General features: G+C 72.0%; 20 protein-coding genes. 12 read left to right on the forward strand and 8 right to left on the reverse strand.

Annotation, left to right across the window (positions count from 1 at the left end):
- Positions 1–45 precede the first annotated feature (45 nt).
- Positions 46–1,164 carry a haloacid dehalogenase-like hydrolase gene (locus tag ACI2LP_RS15155; RefSeq protein WP_404724982.1) on the reverse strand — a complete coding sequence of 373 codons (1,119 nt, stop codon included), beginning with the start codon at positions 1,162–1,164 and terminating at the stop codon, positions 46–48.
- Between the two features lie 247 nt (positions 1,165–1,411).
- On the opposite strand from ACI2LP_RS15155, the gene ACI2LP_RS15160 reads away from it, so the two are divergent.
- The 8 genes from ACI2LP_RS15160 (at position 1,412) to ACI2LP_RS15195 (ending at position 4,641) form a co-directional block, all read left to right on the forward strand.
- A complete protein-coding gene (locus ACI2LP_RS15160) occupies positions 1,412–1,762 on the forward strand; it encodes a hypothetical protein (protein WP_404724983.1) in 351 nt (116 codons plus the stop codon).
- A gap of 5 nt (positions 1,763–1,767) precedes the next feature.
- Entirely contained in the window at positions 1,768–2,094 is a 327-nt protein-coding gene (locus ACI2LP_RS15165; RefSeq protein ID WP_404724984.1) for a DUF6233 domain-containing protein, read from the forward strand.
- 26 nt (positions 2,095–2,120) lie between these two features.
- The gene (locus ACI2LP_RS15170) at positions 2,121–2,342 is read left to right on the forward strand and encodes a hypothetical protein (RefSeq protein ID WP_404724985.1); all 222 of its coding nucleotides are present in this window, start codon (positions 2,121–2,123) and stop codon (positions 2,340–2,342) included.
- A gap of 246 nt (positions 2,343–2,588) precedes the next feature.
- A complete protein-coding gene (locus ACI2LP_RS15175; RefSeq protein ID WP_404724986.1) occupies positions 2,589–3,182 on the forward strand; it encodes a DUF5994 family protein in 594 nt (197 codons plus the stop codon).
- 4 nt (positions 3,183–3,186) lie between these two features.
- Complete coding sequence (locus tag ACI2LP_RS15180; RefSeq protein ID WP_404724987.1) at positions 3,187–3,417, forward strand: hypothetical protein; 231 nt, start codon at positions 3,187–3,189, stop codon at positions 3,415–3,417.
- 78 nt (positions 3,418–3,495) lie between these two features.
- Complete coding sequence (locus ACI2LP_RS15185; RefSeq protein ID WP_404724988.1) at positions 3,496–3,756, forward strand: hypothetical protein; 261 nt, start codon at positions 3,496–3,498, stop codon at positions 3,754–3,756.
- 66 nt (positions 3,757–3,822) lie between these two features.
- Positions 3,823–4,095, forward strand: coding sequence for a hypothetical protein (locus ACI2LP_RS15190; protein WP_404724989.1), 273 nt, complete (start codon positions 3,823–3,825; stop codon positions 4,093–4,095).
- Positions 4,096–4,284: 189 nt separating this feature from the next.
- Positions 4,285–4,641 (forward strand): PRC-barrel domain-containing protein, encoded by a 357-nt coding sequence (locus ACI2LP_RS15195; protein ID WP_404724990.1) that lies wholly within the window; start codon positions 4,285–4,287, stop codon positions 4,639–4,641.
- 91 nt (positions 4,642–4,732) lie between these two features.
- On the opposite strand, the gene ACI2LP_RS15200 is transcribed toward ACI2LP_RS15195, so the two are convergent.
- From ACI2LP_RS15200 to ACI2LP_RS15210, 3 genes are all read right to left on the reverse strand, one after another.
- Entirely contained in the window at positions 4,733–5,731 is a 999-nt protein-coding gene (locus ACI2LP_RS15200) for a GNAT family N-acetyltransferase (RefSeq protein WP_404724991.1), read from the reverse strand.
- 112 nt (positions 5,732–5,843) lie between these two features.
- A complete protein-coding gene (locus ACI2LP_RS15205; RefSeq protein WP_404725384.1) occupies positions 5,844–6,470 on the reverse strand; it encodes a sigma-70 family RNA polymerase sigma factor in 627 nt (208 codons plus the stop codon).
- 158 nt (positions 6,471–6,628) lie between these two features.
- Positions 6,629–7,270: a hypothetical protein gene (locus ACI2LP_RS15210; RefSeq protein ID WP_404724992.1), complete on the reverse strand. Its 642-nt coding sequence runs from the start codon at positions 7,268–7,270 to the stop codon at positions 6,629–6,631.
- A 265-nt stretch (positions 7,271–7,535) separates the two neighbouring features.
- Here ACI2LP_RS15210 and ACI2LP_RS15215 point away from each other — a divergent pair, with 265 nt between their 5' ends.
- Both ACI2LP_RS15215 and ACI2LP_RS15220 read left to right on the forward strand, forming a co-directional pair.
- Positions 7,536–8,792: an MFS transporter gene (locus tag ACI2LP_RS15215; protein WP_404725385.1), complete on the forward strand. Its 1,257-nt coding sequence runs from the start codon at positions 7,536–7,538 to the stop codon at positions 8,790–8,792.
- Complete coding sequence (locus tag ACI2LP_RS15220; protein WP_404724993.1) at positions 8,789–9,703, forward strand: sugar ABC transporter permease; 915 nt, start codon at positions 8,789–8,791, stop codon at positions 9,701–9,703. The genes ACI2LP_RS15215 and ACI2LP_RS15220 overlap by 4 nt, the downstream gene beginning before the upstream one ends.
- Here ACI2LP_RS15220 and ACI2LP_RS15225 read toward each other — a convergent pair.
- Positions 9,700–10,884, reverse strand: a complete 1,185-nt coding sequence (locus ACI2LP_RS15225; protein WP_404724994.1) for an acyl-CoA dehydrogenase family protein — start codon at positions 10,882–10,884, stop codon at positions 9,700–9,702. The genes ACI2LP_RS15220 and ACI2LP_RS15225 overlap by 4 nt on opposite strands.
- Before the next feature lie 112 nt (positions 10,885–10,996).
- Between ACI2LP_RS15225 and ACI2LP_RS15230 the strand changes: the two genes are divergently transcribed.
- Together ACI2LP_RS15230 and ACI2LP_RS15235 are read left to right on the forward strand one after the other, a co-directional pair.
- A complete protein-coding gene (locus ACI2LP_RS15230) occupies positions 10,997–12,784 on the forward strand; it encodes a CoA transferase (protein ID WP_404724995.1) in 1,788 nt (595 codons plus the stop codon).
- On the forward strand, positions 12,781–14,439 hold the full coding sequence (locus ACI2LP_RS15235; protein WP_404724996.1) for a class I adenylate-forming enzyme family protein: 1,659 nt from the start codon (positions 12,781–12,783) through the stop codon (positions 14,437–14,439). Before ACI2LP_RS15230 ends, ACI2LP_RS15235 begins: the two co-directional genes overlap by 4 nt.
- A 57-nt stretch (positions 14,440–14,496) precedes the next feature.
- Here the strand turns inward: ACI2LP_RS15235 and ACI2LP_RS15240 are convergent, their stop codons facing one another.
- Genes ACI2LP_RS15240 through ACI2LP_RS15250 form a run of 3 tightly spaced genes read right to left on the reverse strand, consistent with a single transcriptional unit; the run spans position 14,497 to position 16,756 of the window.
- A complete protein-coding gene (locus ACI2LP_RS15240; RefSeq protein WP_404724997.1) occupies positions 14,497–15,300 on the reverse strand; it encodes a metal ABC transporter solute-binding protein, Zn/Mn family in 804 nt (267 codons plus the stop codon).
- Entirely contained in the window at positions 15,255–16,124 is an 870-nt protein-coding gene (locus ACI2LP_RS15245) for a metal ABC transporter permease (protein ID WP_404724998.1), read from the reverse strand. Before ACI2LP_RS15245 ends, ACI2LP_RS15240 begins: the two co-directional genes overlap by 46 nt.
- The gene (locus tag ACI2LP_RS15250) at positions 16,121–16,756 is read right to left on the reverse strand and encodes a metal ABC transporter ATP-binding protein (protein WP_404724999.1); all 636 of its coding nucleotides are present in this window, start codon (positions 16,754–16,756) and stop codon (positions 16,121–16,123) included. The genes ACI2LP_RS15245 and ACI2LP_RS15250 overlap by 4 nt, the downstream gene beginning before the upstream one ends.
- Between the last annotated feature and the right edge of the window lie 53 nt (positions 16,757–16,809).

Below are 16,809 nucleotides of genomic sequence, written 5' to 3' on the forward strand. Positions count from 1 at the left end.
GCGCCGATGTTCGGGGTGGTGCTCAGTGCGCAGGGTGCCGCGTGCTCAGCCGCCGATCTCCGCGGGCTTGACGACGATCCAGTTGCGGTCGGCGTCGACGCGGACTCCCGCCTCCTTCTGCTCGTCGGCCCGCTTGGCCTTCTCCAACTGCAGCGCGTCGGTGTACTTCTGCTTGCGGTTGACCCACACCCGTTCTCCACCGGCCTGCACATCGGTGTCGAAGAGCATGAACCAGTCGCTGGGTGCGTCACCGGCGACGAGCACCGGACGCTTGTAGTGGGCGATGTACTCCTTGATACCGGCGAGCTTGCCGACGTACCACGTGCCCGGGGTCCACAGGTACGGCGTGATCTCCATCCGCATGTGCTTGCTCTTCGGGTACTCCGCGTCGAGGAAGTGCCCCTTCTCGATCTGCTTGCGTGCGGTGGTCAGTTCGCCGGTCGCGGGATCGCGCAGCAGTGTGGTGACACCGATGACGTTCTTCGGATCGATGCCGAGGCCGTAGGCGGGGTCGGAGACCACCATGCGCACCAGCTCCTCATGAGCGGCGGTCATGACATAGACGGTGATCCCGTGCTTGCGCAGCTCGTTGATGAGTTGGCGCTGGCCGGGGTAGATGCGCGGCGGGTTGACCGTGCTGTGCACGGTTTCGCTGCCCTCGTAGTACGTGACCGGTATGGGCTTGCCGTAGGCGAAGAGATCGTCGACATGGCCCTTGAGTGTCTCGAGGGTGAGCCCGGAGAAGACCTGTGCGACCCACGGGTAGCAGACCTTGTCGTCGATTTCGCACAGCCGCACGTAGTACGAGTAGAGGCTCTCGCCGTCGCGGAAGGGGATCAGTTTCAAGGACGGATCGAGGTGGTCCCGGTCCAGCACGCCCTTCATCTCGAGGTAGGGCAGCAGTGATTCCTCGAGGTCGTAGCGCCAGATGGTGTTGTCGGCGTCGAAGACGGCGTAGTCGCCGTGGTCGGAGAACTTGGAGATGAGTTTCTGCAGCCGTTTTTCCTGGACGTGCGGCCAGGAGCTCAGGTCCGCGTGGCGGCTGTCCCCGGCGGCGCCGACGGGACCGTCGGCGGCCTGTGCCAGCACGGGGCCGAGCGTCAGCGCAGCAACAGCGGTGACGGCGCTGAGGATGCAGACCAGAAAACGCCGGGCAGTGGGCATGGAACTACCGCCTCTCGGGGTCGGTCACGGTTCCGCATTACGCAATGCCATGTGGCATGCGCAACGAGGGAAGCGGATCCGGGCGAGGGGTGTCAAGAGTCAGGACGCCCCCTTTACGCCGGCGACTTGAAGCGGGCCGGAGTCCACGAGTGAGGGTCGGTGGCGCGATCCGGCACCGGGTGCCCTCCTTGGCGCACCCGGCCGCGGGTGCTCGCCTACTGAAATCGAACAGACGTACCATTCCGGTGTGGCTGAAACGTACGACTTCCCCGACGACCTCCGGGCCGCGCAGCTCGACCTGCACCGGACGCATGCCGAATACGCGGCGCTGTGCCGGGCACTGCCGTGGTCGGTGACCCCGGAGCCCGGCTGGACGAGCGAGAAGCACGTACTCGGCGACCGGGTGGTGTCCTTTCCGGACAGCCCGGGTTACACCGACGAGCAGGCGGCCGAGGTGGAACGGCTTCGCCGGCGGCTGCTCGATCTGTCGGTCACCGTGAGCACGCATCCGTACTGGGCGACCCTTTCGGCGGGCGTGGTCGATGCCCGGATGGCGCTCAAACACGTCCATGAGCAGGCCGAGGGCAAGGCGGCGTGACCGTCATGGCCGAGCGCCCACCATCGCGGCTGGAGCTACTGCGCTTCCTGGAGCGGGTCCAGCTTCAACAGCTCCAGCAGACAAAACGCTGGCTGGAGCAGGAAGAGGACCGAGCCCTGCGCGCTACCCACGTACCACCACCGCAGCCGGAATGGAAGATCGAAATGAGTCGCGGCGGGCGGCACCCCATCGCGGTTCATGCGGGGGACTGCACCCACGGCGGGGCACCGCGAGCCAAGCCGATCAGCCGTGAGCAGGCACTCGCCGCCCTCGCCGAGCATGTCGAACCGTGCACGATCTGCCGTCCCGACCGAGACCTCGGCATGCTGTGACCGGCCACGCGTCGCAGCCTGGAGGCATGAGAGGCGCCCCGATCGTCGTGCACCGGATCTCCCCGACCGGCGGCCGGCGGGTCACGGTGCGGGACCAGATCATGGGCCTGGCCCACTCCGACCGGGACCTGCTGGAATTCCTCCGCCAGGCAGGCCTGCCCGACGCTGAGGACCTGCTGGACGACCCGACCTGGGTCGATTGGGTCGGCGGCAGAGCACACGAGTACCAGCCGGACGGTCCTCCGTGAGCCCTCAACCGCCCACCAGGGCAAACGAAAGGCTCCGACCGATCATGGTCGGGGCGGTCGCCCGCGCAGCGGACCCGGACCCGAGTTCGCGAGAAAGTCGCTGGTCACGCGCGGGTTGTGCGAGCCACGCGCGGAGTACAGTGAAAGGACCGGGAGTACTTCGCACACTGGCTCCGCGCTGGTGCCGTTCTCGGCGAGAAATAGCACCGGGGACGTTGAAGACGCGCCCGGGGACGGGTCCGCGCCATGACCGTCACGATCGACCGTACGCACATCAATGAGCGCGTCGCCTCACCTCCGGCCCGCCTGTCCCTGACCCCCGCGGGCCCGATGCCAGGCCTTCTGGACGGTGCGTGGTGGCCTCGCTCCCGCGATCTCCTGCGTGAACTCCCGGCGCTGACAGACGTGCTGGACTCGCGCTGGGGGCGGATCACTCGCGTCACCGTGAACCCGGCCCACTGGCCCGTGATCCCCCGCAAGGTGCCCGTGACCGGGCATACGGTGCACGTCGGCTGGTTCACCGACGAGCAGGACCCGCACAAGCTGATCCTGCTCTCCTACACCGCAGGCCGCTGGGACCTGTTGGTGATCCCGCCGGAAACCGATCCGGCTGCCGCTGCCCGGCTGATGTCCGCCGCGGCCGCCCCCGGAGGCATCGTTGCTGCCAGCGGTCTGATGGCGAGCGAGGACACCACCCGTGACGCCAGTGAGTCGCTGAGCCGGGAAGAGGAGTGGGAGACCGACGGCGGAGCCGCCTCAGCGGCCGGGAACCCGAACCCGATCCACCCGGCCGGGCACCCCAACCTGTTCGGCCCCCTGAGCTGCGCCCAAGGGATGTGAGGACGTGGAGACTGCCATAACCGTGGCCGTGATCATCGCCATGATCGTCGTCGGAGTCATGCTGATCCATCTGCTCAACGGCCAGCACGAGGCACGGATCGCGGCATTCCACTACGGCGACATCATGCCGGGAATCGGCCGACGGACCCGGAAGAGCCGACGGCCGGCAACGCCTGACGGACCGCCCACCCCCACTCACCACGAACACAGCAACGGGTCCGCGGATGACGTATGACCTTGTGCTGACCGGGCCGGTGGGTGTGGAGCTGCGGCTCATGCCCACCGACACGTCGTCCTGATGAATGAGGTCACCATGAAGCCACTGGAACTGCCCCTGGCCGGGCGGGCCGACGTGCGCATCGTTGCCGCGTCCCCCGAGGTCGCCCGCCGGGTCGCAGAGGTACTCCGGCACTGCTTCGCCGCCACCGAACAGCGCAGTTACTCCGCCAGTGGCGAAGGCGGAACCCGCCTCCACCTCACCGTGGACACCACCCAAACAGCCGAGCGGGCGCAGTCCTGGCTGGTGACCAGCCAGTCCTCGTCGGGGGATCGCGGACACGCGGACGAAATCTGAAGCGATGCAAATCCGAAGCGGTGCAAATCCGAGGCGATGGAGTGCCCGCACGAGTGGGCGGACGTCATGGCAACACTGCAGGAGCGAAAGCACTACCGCGAAGCGATCATGAAGACCCTGTACGAGGCCACGGAAGGAAATCGCCTCCTCGGCGTCACCGGGGCGAAGCTGCATGACGACCTCCAGGTCCCTGAGGAGGATCTGGCCGCCGCCTGCGCATATCTGGATGGCGAAGGGCTCATCACCGTCGACTGGGCACAAGGAAACACACCCGCGATGGTCATGCTGACGCATCAGGGGATCCGGCTGATGGAGGCCGAGGAGGAGGCACACGACTGACGCGGCGCGGGGCCGTTTCCGCACATCAGGAGCGAATTATTCGAAGAATCCCTGATGCCGGAAGTGCGTCGCGGTCATAGCATGATGAGTGGGTCGTGCACTCTCACGTGTGGCGGCCCGGAAGGGCGGCCCCGGTGTGTATACGCCGGGGTCGTTATGTCACCTTCGGCACGTGGCAGGGAGCAGGGAATGATTCGTTCAGCCGATATCCGCGAGTGGCGCGACCGCGACGTCGTCGACCCGAAGGGGCGCAAGATCGGCGCGCTGGAGGCGATCTACGTGGACACCGCCACCGATCAACCAGCCATGGCCACCGTCCGTACCGGCCTGCCCACCCGGCAGCGCCTGGTTTTCGTCCCCCTCGACGAAGCGATGCTGGGACCGGGATACGTCAAGGTCGCGCACGCCAAGGCACTGGTGAGGCATGCCCCGTCCATCGGCACGGACGACATCCTGCCCGCCGAGCGGGAAGAATCGATCTTCAAGCACTACGACATGCCCTACCGGCCGGGCGCCAACGGCGAACGACAGCTCGCGCGCCGCTGATCTCCCGTCGCCCGGTCCGATGAAATCGGCCGGCGAGTCCTTTCACACCTGACCCGACAGGTCACACCTGACCCGACAGGCGCCTCACCCATCAGGCGGTGGAGAGCGTCAGCTGGTACTCATGGGTGCGGCGGTAGGCGCGGAAGCCCAGCTGTTCGTTGACGGCGAGCATGTGGGTGTTGTCCGTCGCGTTGTCGGTTTCGACCTCGGTGAGGTGCGGGTGCTCCGCCCGCAGCCACTGCAGCATCGACGCCTTGACCCGGACGCCGAGGCCATGGCCGCGGTGGGCGGGGACCACCGCCGTGTCGTACTGCTGGGCCCGGGGGCCGGTGCCGCCCGGGATCACGATTTCGGTGAAGCCCGCCATGTCGCCGTCGTGCAGCGCGGCGACGGTCAGGAGCGTATCGCCGCGGTCCGCGACGACCTCGGCCATCCTGACGACCCGGTCGGCGTCCCAGCCGACCGTGCCGTAGTCGACCTCACCGGTGGGCATGTCGTTCATCGCGGACTTGGCGGCCGCGAAGGCGGGGGCGAGTTCGGCGGGGACGGTGCCGCGCCACCGGGTGAGGCGGTAGCCGGGGTGGTCTGCCGTGGCCAGCCTGTCGAGACGGGCTGCGTCCAACTCGTCCAGGGGCAGGATCAGATGATCGAGCGTCAGAGCAGGGGTGAATCCGTGGCTCACGCAGAAGCGCTGGGCCGGGGTGTCCGCCGGGGTCTGAGTGATGACCGTGCGGCGGGCCTCCGCCGACGCCCCGGCCAGCAGTTCGCTCAGCAGCCTCGATCCGATGCCCCTCTTTCGCAGGTCCGGACGGACATGCAGCTCCGCCTCCGCGAGATGGTCCTGGCCGGCTCCGGTGAACAGACGGAGCGAGGCGACACCCACGACCCGGCCGTCCGGCTCGGTGGCCAGCCAGCTGAGGACCCGGCTGCGCAGCTGGCTGCCGGCGAGGCGGGCGTACAACTCCTCGGCCGTGGGCGGCGGTACGCCGGGCAGGTCCAGGGCCATCGATGCGGCGACCACCGCCTGCCAGGCTTCGGCCCGGGCGGGGGTGAGCTGCGGCAGCGATGCGATCTCGAAGGCGGAGTCCATGCCGTCACTCTTTCAGGACGCACGCTCGACAACGACCCGAAAACAGCCCGCCTGTTGAGTGTGCGGGGGCCCCAGCGCCGCAGGGCGACGGGGCCCCCGCCTTCGTCGGCTGTCAGCCGCTCCAGCACGCCAGGGCGGGGCGCTCGGCAGCGTGCAGCAGGCTGATCAGGGAGCTGCGGGCGCGGGCGACGCGGGAGCGGACCGTGCCCACCGGGCAGCCGCTGACCAGGGCCGCCTCGGCGTAGGGCAGGCCCAGCAACTGCGTGAGGACGAAGGCCTCACGGCGCTCGTCGGGGAGCGTCGCCAGCAGCTCGGCGAGGGCGATGCCGTCGTCGAAACCGGGCAGGTTCCGGTGCTGGGCGCGCTCGGCGGCCGACTGCCAGTCGTCCGTGTCCGCGAGCCGCGGGCGGGCCGCGGTGTGGCGGAGGCTGTCGATCACCGCCCGGCGGGCTATCGAGAGCAGCCAGGTGCGGGCCGACGAGCGGCCCTCGAAACGGTGCAGGCTGCCCAGCGCCCTGAGGAAGGTGTCCTGGGTCAGATCGTCGGCGGCCTGCGGGTCGGCGCTGAGGTAGGCGACGTACCGGCGGACGTCGCGGTGGAGGGCGCGTACGAATTGCTCGACGGCCAGGGGGTCGCCACCGCGGGCGGCGAGCGCCCACGCCGTGATCGCGTCGTCGTGGGGATGGGTGGTTCCGGTACATCGGGTCGTGGTCGGCAGGGGCGTGGTCGGCCGGGGCATGGTGGGCCGGGGCATGGTCGAGGGCAGGGCAGCGTTCATCGCCTGGTGTCCTTCTCGGGAATCCGGTGGAACCGGTGAGTCGTACGGCCGCGCGAGGGCGCGACCGGAGCCCGGACCGCCGGGGTGTGAACCCCATGGCGCGGCCGGGGAGCCGGCTGTCAGCTGACAGCGGTCTCCGCGGGCGGACCCCGAGTGGTGAGAGCGTGAACGAGCAGCAGCTGCCTGGGCGTACGCACGCGCCGGGCGCGGCGGACGCGGATGCGCGGGCGGGCGGGCAGCACGGGGACGATGACCGGCAGACGCAACGGTGCGGCCAGCCACCCCCCGACGGCGCGCAGGATCCGGAACGCCGCCCGCTCTCCGTACGCGAGCCAGAGGCCGCTGAGGAGCGCGGCCAGCAGGTGGGCGGCGAGCATTCCGGCCGAGGAGGTCGGTGAGATCGGTGAGGTCGGTGACAACGGCATGGCGCTCATGCCGTCCATGGCGTGCATCGCACCCATGTCGTGCGCCATCGAGGGCGCGGCGCCGTGCCCGTGCGTCGCCGGTACGGGCTGCGCCAGCGAGAACGCGGTGTGCAGTGCCGCCTGCGTGGCCATCGTGATCGCCACGACCGGGAGCAGACCGCGCTCCCGCTCGGCCAGACACCACCCCGCGCCGCCACTCACGCCCGCCCCGGCCGCCAGCGCCCACCAGGGGACGCCCGTCTGCGACATCAGTACGTGGCCCATGGCTGCGAGCAGCACACAGACAGCCGCGAACACCGCAGCCCGCACCCCGCGCACACCCCGTCCAGCACTCATGGCGGGCTCATCCTTGCATCCGGCTCGTGGACTTCAAGGGTGGGTACGCAACTTCCCGAGCGAGGCTCAAGGAACGTCGGGTGATTCAAGCCACGGAAATTCCCGGGAACTTGGCGGCTGCCGCGAACGACTCCTGGCACGGCCCGGGTGACTTCCGGGGGAGCCAGGAAACGGAGACGCAGCGGTGGGGACAGCGGAGCAGAAGGAGACGGCCGCAACTGGTGTGCCCCGCCCGCCGGATGGCCCGGCGCATGGCCCGACGCGTATGCCGACGGCGCTGCTGACCTGCGCCATGGCCTTCTCCATGATGCAGCTGTTCCTGCTCGGAGCGCTGGGCCCACGGCTCGTCGACGAGCTCGACGTGTCACCGACGCTGCTGGGCCTGACCACGACCATCGGCTTCGGAGCGGCCGCCGTGCTCTCGCCGGTCGGCGGCAGAGTCGTCGACCGGGCGGGACCGCGCCGCTGTCTGGTCGCGCTGCTGCTGGTCTCCGCCGTGGCACTCGCGCTGATCGGTGCCGCGCCCGGCATCGGGCTGCTGCTGGCGGCGGTCGCGCTCGGCGGGCTGCCGCAGGCGCTCGCCAACCCGGCCACCAACAAGGCGATCCTGGTCACCGTGCCGCCCGAGCGGCGCGGCTCGGTGACCGGGATGAAGCAGTCCGGCGTACAACTCGGGGCCTTCGCCGCCGGGCTGCCCCTCGCGGCGCTGGCCGGGGTCGCGGGGTGGCGGGTCGCGGTGTGGACTGCGGCGGGGGCTGCGGTCGTGGCGGCGGTGTGGGCGGCGCGGGTGCTGCCCGTGGACGCCGAAGCCACGGTCGGCGGGCCGTCGCCGATGCCGGGCCAGGGGTCCGGGCCCCGACCGAGCGAAGGATCCGGGCCGCGACCGGGCTCCCCACCGGCTTCCGAGCCCGGCACCTCGCCCGCTTCCCGGCCGCGCTTCTCCCTGGGGCCCCGAGGTGCGATCGCCTGGCTCGCCGTCTTCTCGCTGCTGCTCGGCTGCGGTATCGCATCCGTCAACACGTACCTGGCGCTGTACGGCGCTCAGCGGCTCGGCCTCGGCCCCACGGCCGCGGGCGCGCTCGTGGCCGTGCTCGGCATCGCGGGCGTCGCGGGCCGCGTCGGCTGGTCGAAGGTGGCCGGGCAGCCCGGTCGTGCGGTCTGGCTGCCGGGCGGCCTGGCCGCGGGCTCGGTCGGGGCCGCGCTGCTCCTCGCGGGCGCGTCCTTCGTGCACCCGCTGGCATGGGTCGCGGCGGTCGCCGTCGGCGTCTTCGCGGTCGCGGCCAACGCGGTGTCGATGGTGCTGGTCATGCAGCGCGCGGCTGCCGGGCGGGCGGGAGCGGACTCGGCGCTGGTCTCGGCGGGGTTCTTCGCCGGATTCGCCGTCGGGCCCCCGCTGTTCGGCCTGCTGGCGGAGTCCGGGCGCTACGGACCCGGGTGGCTGCTGGTCGCCGGAGAGTTCGCGGGCGCATGCGCGGTGGCGCTGTGCTGGGCCGTACGGGACGGGCGCGAGGTGCGCGCATGAGTGCGCCTGAGTGGGCCGGGCCGGCCCTGGCCAGAGTTCTCGACCGGATCGCCGTCACCCGGGCCGAAGTCGGCGACCGTTTCCCGCTGTTCGCAGATCCGAAGTCCGGGCGCTGGACGACGACCCGGCGCGGTTCCTGGACCGGCGGGTTCTGGGCCGGGCTGCTGTGGCTGCGGGCACTCCACTCCGGTGACGCATCGGACCGGCGGGCCGCGGCGGAGTGCACCGCACGGCTCACCGACTGGGTCGACGCCGACACCGCCGCCCGTGGGCTGATCCTCTGGTACGGCACCGCCCTCGCGGACGACGCCGGGTCCCTGGCGCTACGAGAGCGCGCCGCACGCGCCTGCCTCGCTGCGTACGACCATGAACTCGGCCTGGTCCCCTGGGGATCGGCCTTCGGCGGCCCCCGGCTCGTGGCGCGCGTGGACGGCGCACCGGGCATGGTGCCACTGCTCGCGTCGGTGAACGCGAAAGCGGCCGAATCCCATCTGCGCACCCATCTGGAACTCGGCGCGCCAGAGTGGAGCCGTGGCCGTGCCTGGTTGCTGCTCGCGGTGGCGGACGCACTGCGGTGCTTGGATGTGCCCGATCTTCGTGGTGCTGCGCCGGAGTTGACGCCCTCGCGACATGTTCCACCGGCCACCGAGGAGCATCCCGACGGGCCGCTCGACACGTCCGCCGCGGCCATCACTGCGGTAGCGCTGCTCAAACTCGGGCAGCGCGACCGTGCCACCGCGCTGCTGGAGAAGCTGGTACGGGTACATCTGGCGGACAGCGGCGCACTGTTGGACGGCTGCTACGACCTCGGCGGCGGCGTTGGCGCCCGGCATGAGCTGGTGTGGGGCGACTTCTTTCTCGCCTTCGGTCTTGCGGTGCTGACGGAGCTCGTCGACGCCCACGCCGCCTAGGAATTACGCAGCACCCGCCGTGCCACCGAGGTGATGTGCAGCTCGTCCGGGCCGTCCAGAATCCGCGCCGCCCGGCCGGTACGGAAGAGCGCAGGCAGCGGAGTGTCGGGTCCCAGACCGGCCGCGCCGTGCACCTGGATCGCCGCGTCCGCGACCTGCTGGAGCATCCGGGCCGCCGCCACCTTCGCCAGGCTCACCTCCACATGCGCGTCGCGTCCCGCACCGAGGTGCGCCACGGCCTCGTACACCAGCGGGCGCGTCGTACGCAGGGCGAGCAGCGACTCGAAGATGTGGCGCTGGACGAGCTGGAGGTCACCCAGTGGCCCGCGCGAGCGGGTGCGGGTGAGGGACCGCTCGCGCATCAGCTCGAAGGCGCGCCTCGCCTGGCCGAGCCAGCGCAGACAGCGCAGGGTGCGGCCGAGCTGCAGCCGTTCGCCGGCGATCGCCAGGGCCTTGCCGCGCTCGCCCAGCAGATGGTCGCCGGGCACCGCCACCTCGTCCAGGGCGATCTCCCATTGGCCGCCCGCCCCCAGCACGGGAAGTTCGCGCACCACGCGGAAGCCCGGCGCGTCCGCAGCGACGAGCAGCAGGGAGAGGCCTTCGCGGTCGGGCGGTGCGCCGTCCGTGCGGGCGAGGACGGTCACCAGATCGGCGTCGGCGGCCGCGCTGGTGAACCATTTGCGGCCGCTGACCGTCCAGTTGCCGTCGTCCGAGGGCGTCGCCGCGGTCTCGGTGAGGAAGGGGTCGGTGCCGGGGGTTTCGGGTTCCGTCATCGCGTAGGAGGTGCGCAGCTCCCCGGCGACGAGCCGCTTCAGACAGAGGTCGCGCACCCGGGCGCTGCCGTGCCGCCGCAGCATCAGCACATCCAGCAGGGGCGCGGAGCCGAGCGCGGCAGGACCGTGGTCGCTGGCGCCCTCGGCCTCGGCGACATGCGCGTACGACAGGAGAGGCAGGCCCTGGCCGCCGAGTTCGGCGGGGAGGGGCAGCGCCCACAGGCCCAGGTCCTTGGCCTCCCGCTGGAGCCCGCGCAGCGCGGCCGTCGCCTGAGGGCCGCCGCGGTCGAGCACCGGCTCCCGGGGCATCACGCGGTGCCGTACGAAGTCCGCGACCCGGTCCCTCAACTCCTGTACATCGGCCGGACATTCGGGATGTCCGGCCACCGCCGGCGTTTCGCCCTGCACCACTTTCCTCCGGCCTTCCGGGAACCCGTGGGAACGACTGTCCGACTGCCTCTCACACGGAACTGTCGGGTGCGAGGGCTCCCGGGTTCCCACCGCTTCGGGAGGGAGAGGCATGGCATCACCAGCCACCACGCGCACGGTCCGGCCACTGGACGGGCTGCGGGCGGAGACCGCGGGGCCGCCGGGCGGTCGAAGCGGTCCGGGCGGTCCGGGCGCCGGGCTCGTGGCCGAGCATCTGCGGCTGCTGGGCGCCGGAACGGATGACGCCGAGGGGTCCCGTTTCGTCGTCGAAGGTGCCGGGTTCGCCCCTCTCGTCGCCCGGACGGCATGGTCGGATGCGGGCGCCGACCTCACCGACGAGGCCACCGTGCAGGCCGCCACCGGGATCATGGCCGTGCACGGGCGGCGCGACGGCGGGCCACGCGGCATCACGGCCGACTACGCCGCGACCGCCACCGGCGTGCTGACCGTGCAGGGAGTGCTCGCGGGCCTGCTGGCCCAGGCGCGCGGCGGGCAGGTCGCACAGGTGTCGACCAGCGCGAGCCGGGCGGGGCTGCTGGCCGTCTCGCAGTATCTGGCCGCAGCCGGCGCCGACGAGGACGAGGCGGCCGAACTCGCCCCCGGCGGGCCGCCCTTCACTTCCGCCGACGGGACCGTCTTCGAACTGGAGACCCTGGACCCGGGGGCCTGGGCGGCGTTCTGGCGGGCGCTCGGTGCTGCGGAGAAGGCGGTACGGGCGGGCTGGCGGCCCTTCCAGTTCCGGTACGCCACGGCCTGCGCGCCGTTCCCCGAGGCCCTGCACATCGCGGTCCGGCAGATCGAGTGGGAGCGGATCCGGTACGCGGCCGAGGTCTCCGGCGCTCAGGTGTGCCCCCTGCGGTCCCTGGCCGACCGGGGCATCCCCGATGCGCCCCCGTGGAACCTGGTCCCGTACGAAGCGACGTACACATCGGGCGCCACCGCGGGCGGGCCGCAGCTCGCCGGAGCGCCGCTCGCCGGGCTGACCGTCCTGGAGGCCGGGCGGCGCATCCAGGCCCCGCTCGCCGCCCATCTGCTCGGCCTGCTCGGCGCCGAGATCGTCCGGATCGAACCGCCGGGCGGCGACCCCTTGCGCGGCATGCCGCCCGCCTGCTCCGGGATCTCCGCGCGCTGGCTCGCCCTCAACCGGGGCAAGAAGGCCGTCGAGGTCGACATCAAGTCCGCCGCCGACCGGCGGCGGCTGCGCGAGATGGCGGCCGGAGCGGACGTCTTTCTGCACAACTGGGCCCCGGGGAAGGCAGCCGAACTCGGCCTGGACCACGAGCACCTGGCCGCCGTGAACCCCGCGCTCGTCTTCGCGTACACCAGCGGCTGGGCGGACCGGCTGCCCGGCGCCCCCATGGGGACCGACTTCATGGTGCAGGCCCGCACCGGCGTCGGCGAGGCCGTCCGGCCTGCCGGTGAGCCGCCCGCGCCCTCGCTGATGACCCTGCTCGATGTGCTCGGCGGGCTGCTCGGCGCGGAAGCCGTGCTGGCCGGGCTGCTGCTGCGGGAGCGCACCGGTCACGGTGTACGGGTCGACTCGTCCCTGCTCGGCGCGGCCGAGGTCCTCACCGCGCCCGCGCTGGGCCGTCTCGCACAGGGCGGGGACGGGCGCCGGCCTGCCGGCTTCCGCCGCCCGCTGCCCACCGCCGACGGCTGGATCGCGCCCACCGACACATGCGCGCCCGCGGCCGCCGCCTACGACCTGCGCGGGCTCCCCACCGTGGATGCCCTGGCGCAGCTGCGCACGCACGGCCTGTCCGCGACACCCGTCACGACCGATCTGGCCGATCTGCACCACGACCCGCGCTTCGGCGGCTCGATCAGCCGCGATGTGCACGGTGCCCCTGCCGTTCCCGACCCCTGGAGCTTTCTGTGACCGTCGCACTGCACGACCTGCTGCCCGCCGAGCTGCGCCGTTCCTGGACCGTCGACGGCACCTGCCCCGACCTCGACGTCTACAGCCTCTTCCGGGCCCGCCAGATCGCCGATCTGCATCGCACCGCGGTGATCGACGCCAAGGGGAAACTCTGTTACACGGCCCTCGACCGCAAGGTGCGATGTCTGGCCGCCGGCCTCACCGCCCTGGGCATACGCCCCGGCGATGTGGTCGGCGTACAGCTGCCCGGCGGCCGCAACGCCGTCATCGCCGATCTCGCGCTGGCCGCGATCGGGGCTGTCGCGCTGCCCTTCCCGGTCGGCCGGGGCGGGCGCGAGGCGGCCTCGCTACTGGGCAGATCCGAGGCGGTCGCCGTGATCGCCGCCATCGAGCACCGGGGCTGCCGGCCCGCCGCCGCTCTGGTCGAGCTCGCGGGTGAACTGCCCGCGCTGCGTACGGTGATCGCCGCCGGGCCCGGCACGGCGCCCGAAGGATCCCTGCCGCTCTCGCAGCTGCTGCGTACCGACGCGAGCGCCTTCGTCCCGGCCCGCCCGGACCCCGATTCCGCCGTACGCATCCTGGTCTCGTCCGGCTCCGAGGCCGAGCCCAAGATGATCGCGTACTCGCACAACGCGCTGGCCGGGGGCCGCGGCAACTTCCTGGCATCCCTGATGAAGGACGGACAGCCGCCGCGCTGCCTCTTCCTGGTCCCGCTCGCCTCCGCCTTCGGCAGCAACGGCACCGCGGTCGCGCTCGCCCGGCACGGCGGAACCCTGGTGCTGCTCGACCACTTCACGCCCGCGGCCGCTCTGGACGCCATCGCCGAGCACGAGCCGACGCATGTGCTGGGCGTGCCGACGATGATCCGGATGCTGCTCGACCACCTGGCCGAGCAGCCGCGCGAACTGCCGTCGCCGACCGCGCTGGTGCTGGGCGGCTCCGCCCTCGACGCGGCCACCGCGGAAGAGGCGCGCCGCGCCTTCGGCTGCCCGGTCGTCAACCTGTACGGATCGGCGGACGGCGTCAACTGCCATACGGGGCTCGGTGATCCGCCCGTGCCGGTGGACGGGCCCGGGGTGCTCGCGGGACACCCGGACCCGCGGGTCGCGGACATCCGTATCACCGTCCCCGGCAGCGACGAGCCGGCGGAGGCACCGGTGGGTGCGGTCGGTGAGATCGTCGCCCGCGGCCCGATGACGCCCCTGTGCTACGTGGGCGCGCCCGAGCTCGACGCCCGCTACCGCACCGCCGACGGCTGGGTGCGTACGGGAGATCTCGGCATCCTGGGGGAGGACGGCGCGCTGCGGGTGGTGGGCCGGCTGAAGGACGTGGTGATCCGCGGGGGCGCGAACATCAGCCCGGCCGAGGTCGAGATCGAACTGGCCGCGCATCCGGGGGTACGGGACGTGGTGTGCGTCGGCGTCCCCGACTCCCTGATGGGGGAGCGGCTTGCGGCCTGTGTGGTCGCGCGGGACGGGCATGTGCCGCCGACGCTGGACGAGTTGTGCGCCCACCTCGACGCGCGGGGGCTGGAACGCCGCAAGCACCCGGAGCGGCTGCTGGCGCTGACCGCGGTGCCGCTGACTCCCGCGGGCAAGCCGGACCGGACGGCACTGCGGGAACGGAGTGCGCTGTCAAGCCCGTCCGGCGTTTGAGGACGGACAGTGCGCGGGGCCGCCCGGGCGTTCCCGGGCGGCGCCACCACACACCGCTCACGCCCCGCCCATCGCCGCCTTCACCGCAGCCGCCGCAGCGCGGTACACCGGAAGCAGATCCAGGTCGTCACCCGGATAGTTGACGATCTTCACCTGCTTCGCGCCCGAGTCCGGCAGCACCGTCCCCGTCGACATATGCGCGTTGTCCAATACCAGCGCCGGCTTCTTCGCCGACAGCCCGGACAGCTGCTTCGCGGTCACCGCCTCGGGCCCGTACGTCCCGACCACATCGGCGCCCGCCATCTTCGCCGACCACGCGGTGAAGACCTGGGTGACGACGGACGGGGCCCTGCCGCCCGGCCATGCGGCCTTCAGCTCCCGCTGCAGCCCTGCGTACTGCGTGCCGAAGGTCTTCTGCCAGCTCGCCGCCGCGTCCGCCGTACCGAACAGCTTGCCCAGCCGGGCGACTTCGGCCGTGGCCTTGTCGGCGTCGTTGTCGAGGTTCACCTCGACCAGTTCGGCGTCGGAGCCCGCGGCCTCCTTGATCTTCTCGGCGTACGGCTCGAAGGGCGCGTAGAGGACGAAGTCGGCGTCGGCGACAGCGGCGAGGTCGGAGGGCTTGGGGTCGTAGTCGGGCGCGTGCTGCACCGACTTGGGGACGATCACCTTCACGTCCTTCGCGCCCGCCGCCTTGGCGAAGGCGCCCTCCCAGGTCGTCGTGGCCACGACCACCGGTGCCCCGTCGTGAGCGTGCCCGCCGTCGCCGGACTCGGCGTCCGAGCTGCCACAGCCCGCGGTGAGGAGCAGTACGGCGGTCAGTGGTGCAAAGAGGCATGCGAGGCGGACGCGGTTGCGCGCCATGGGCGGGTTCTCCGTTCGGGTACGAGATGGACGCCGAGGGCCACGGCCCCCGCCGTCAGGACGAGGACCGGGCCTGGCGGCAGGTCCAGCCAGAGGGCGACGAGGAAGCCGGTCGCATTGACCGCCACGCCGATGGCGACGGCCCAGGCGCTGATCGACTTCAGTGAGGAGCCCAGGCGGCGCGCGGCCAGCGCGGGCAGCAGGGTCAGCGCGTCGACGAGCAGCGCGCCGGTCAGCTTGATCGCGCCGGCGACCGCCACCGCGACGAGGACGAGCAGGATCAGGGTGAGCCGTTCAACCCGCACGCCGGAACAGAGAGCGAGTTCGCGGTCGTACAGCAGCAGGGCGATGTCGCGCCGCCGCCACCAGAACAGGGCCGGGACCAGGACGGCGAGCGTCCCGAGCAGCCACAGGTCGGCGGCGGTGACCGAGAGGATCGACCCCCACAGCAGCGCGAACGCGCCCGCGGCATTGACGCCCGAGACCGCGAGCACCAGCAGCGCCGCCGCGATCGCCAGGCTCATCAGGAGGCCCATCGCACCGGAGAGCCCGTCCGGCGTGCGGGCGAGCGGGGCGACTGAGGCGCCGGCCAGCGCGCATGCGAGAAGCGCGCACAGCATGGGGTCGAGGCCGGTCAGCAGCCCCACGGCGATTCCCAGCAGGGCCACATGCATCATCGCGAAGCGCACCGGCATGATGTCGAGCCCGACGATCACGACGCCGACGATCGGCAGTCCGACGGCGGCCAGCAGCAGGGCCGCGCCGGCCCGTTGTACGGGGACAAGCTGGAGCAGGGCGCCGATGTCGGCGGTGGCGAGAGTCATACGGCCTCCCGCAGCCGCCCGGCCGCCATCTCGAGGACCCGCTCGCAGCGATCGGCGAGCGCCCGGTCGTGCGTCACCACGACCAATGTCACCGGCAGCGACAGCAGCAGGTCGGCCGCCTCCTCCTGACCCGCGAAGTCGAGCGCGGCGGTGGGCTCGTCGGCCAGCAGCACCCCGGCCCCGGCGGCGACACAGCCGACCGCCCGCGCCAGATGCATACGTTGCAGCTGCCCGCCGGACAGGGTGTGCAGCGGCCGGTCGGCCAGCTGCCCCACGCCCAGCTTCCCGGCCGCGTCCAGAGCGTCCGCCCGCGCGCCGCTGCTCGCCAGCAACTCCCCTGCCAGCAGCGGAAACCGCCCCGCCGCGGGCTTCTGCGGAATCCAGGCACACGCTCGCCGCCGCCAGGCCCACTCGGCGGCCGTGCGCGCCTGCCGCCCGCCGACGCCGATCTCACCGTCCACCGCGCGGTGCAGGCCGAGCAGGGCCCGCAGCAGCGTGCTCTTGCCGGAGCCGTTGGTGCCGGTCAGCGCCACGTGCTCGCCCGCCGCGACATCGAGATCGACGTCGCGTACGGCGTCCACGCGGCCGTGCCGGCAGCCCACTTGGCGCATCTGCACGTCAAGCCCGCCCATTCCGCCTCCCGCTCCCAGGTCACGGGAGAGGAGTCGGACGGCAGGTGCGGTCA

Source organism: Streptomyces sp. NPDC019890 (genome assembly GCF_044903445.1).
Classification (GTDB): Bacteria; Actinomycetota; Actinomycetes; order Streptomycetales; family Streptomycetaceae; genus Streptomyces.

Bases quoted from the DNA above. Each gene is read 5' to 3' on its own strand.
- ACI2LP_RS15210 (WP_404724992.1), bottom strand. From the start codon at position 7,270: ATGAGTGCTGGACGGGGTGTGCGCGGGGTGCGGGCTGCGGTGTTCGCG.
- ACI2LP_RS15165 (WP_404724984.1), top strand. From the start codon at position 1,768: ATGGCCGAGCGCCCACCATCGCGGCTGGAGCTACTGCGCTTCCTGGAG.
- ACI2LP_RS15215 (WP_404725385.1), top strand. From the start codon at position 7,536: ATGCCGACGGCGCTGCTGACCTGCGCCATGGCCTTCTCCATGATGCAG.
- ACI2LP_RS15200 (WP_404724991.1), bottom strand. From the start codon at position 5,731: ATGGACTCCGCCTTCGAGATCGCATCGCTGCCGCAGCTCACCCCCGCC.
- ACI2LP_RS15175 (WP_404724986.1), top strand. From the start codon at position 2,589: ATGACCGTCACGATCGACCGTACGCACATCAATGAGCGCGTCGCCTCA.
- ACI2LP_RS15230 (WP_404724995.1), top strand. From the start codon at position 10,997: ATGGCATCACCAGCCACCACGCGCACGGTCCGGCCACTGGACGGGCTG.
- ACI2LP_RS15190 (WP_404724989.1), top strand. From the start codon at position 3,823: ATGGCAACACTGCAGGAGCGAAAGCACTACCGCGAAGCGATCATGAAG.
- ACI2LP_RS15155 (WP_404724982.1), bottom strand. From the start codon at position 1,164: ATGCCCACTGCCCGGCGTTTTCTGGTCTGCATCCTCAGCGCCGTCACC.
- ACI2LP_RS15205 (WP_404725384.1), bottom strand. From the start codon at position 6,470: ATGCCCCGGCCGACCACGCCCCTGCCGACCACGACCCGATGTACCGGA.
- ACI2LP_RS15170 (WP_404724985.1), top strand. From the start codon at position 2,121: ATGAGAGGCGCCCCGATCGTCGTGCACCGGATCTCCCCGACCGGCGGC.
- ACI2LP_RS15250 (WP_404724999.1), bottom strand. From the start codon at position 16,756: ATGGGCGGGCTTGACGTGCAGATGCGCCAAGTGGGCTGCCGGCACGGC.
- ACI2LP_RS15195 (WP_404724990.1), top strand. From the start codon at position 4,285: ATGATTCGTTCAGCCGATATCCGCGAGTGGCGCGACCGCGACGTCGTC.
- ACI2LP_RS15240 (WP_404724997.1), bottom strand. From the start codon at position 15,300: ATGGCGCGCAACCGCGTCCGCCTCGCATGCCTCTTTGCACCACTGACC.
- ACI2LP_RS15245 (WP_404724998.1), bottom strand. From the start codon at position 16,124: ATGACTCTCGCCACCGCCGACATCGGCGCCCTGCTCCAGCTTGTCCCC.
- ACI2LP_RS15185 (WP_404724988.1), top strand. From the start codon at position 3,496: ATGAAGCCACTGGAACTGCCCCTGGCCGGGCGGGCCGACGTGCGCATC.
- ACI2LP_RS15220 (WP_404724993.1), top strand. From the start codon at position 8,789: ATGAGTGCGCCTGAGTGGGCCGGGCCGGCCCTGGCCAGAGTTCTCGAC.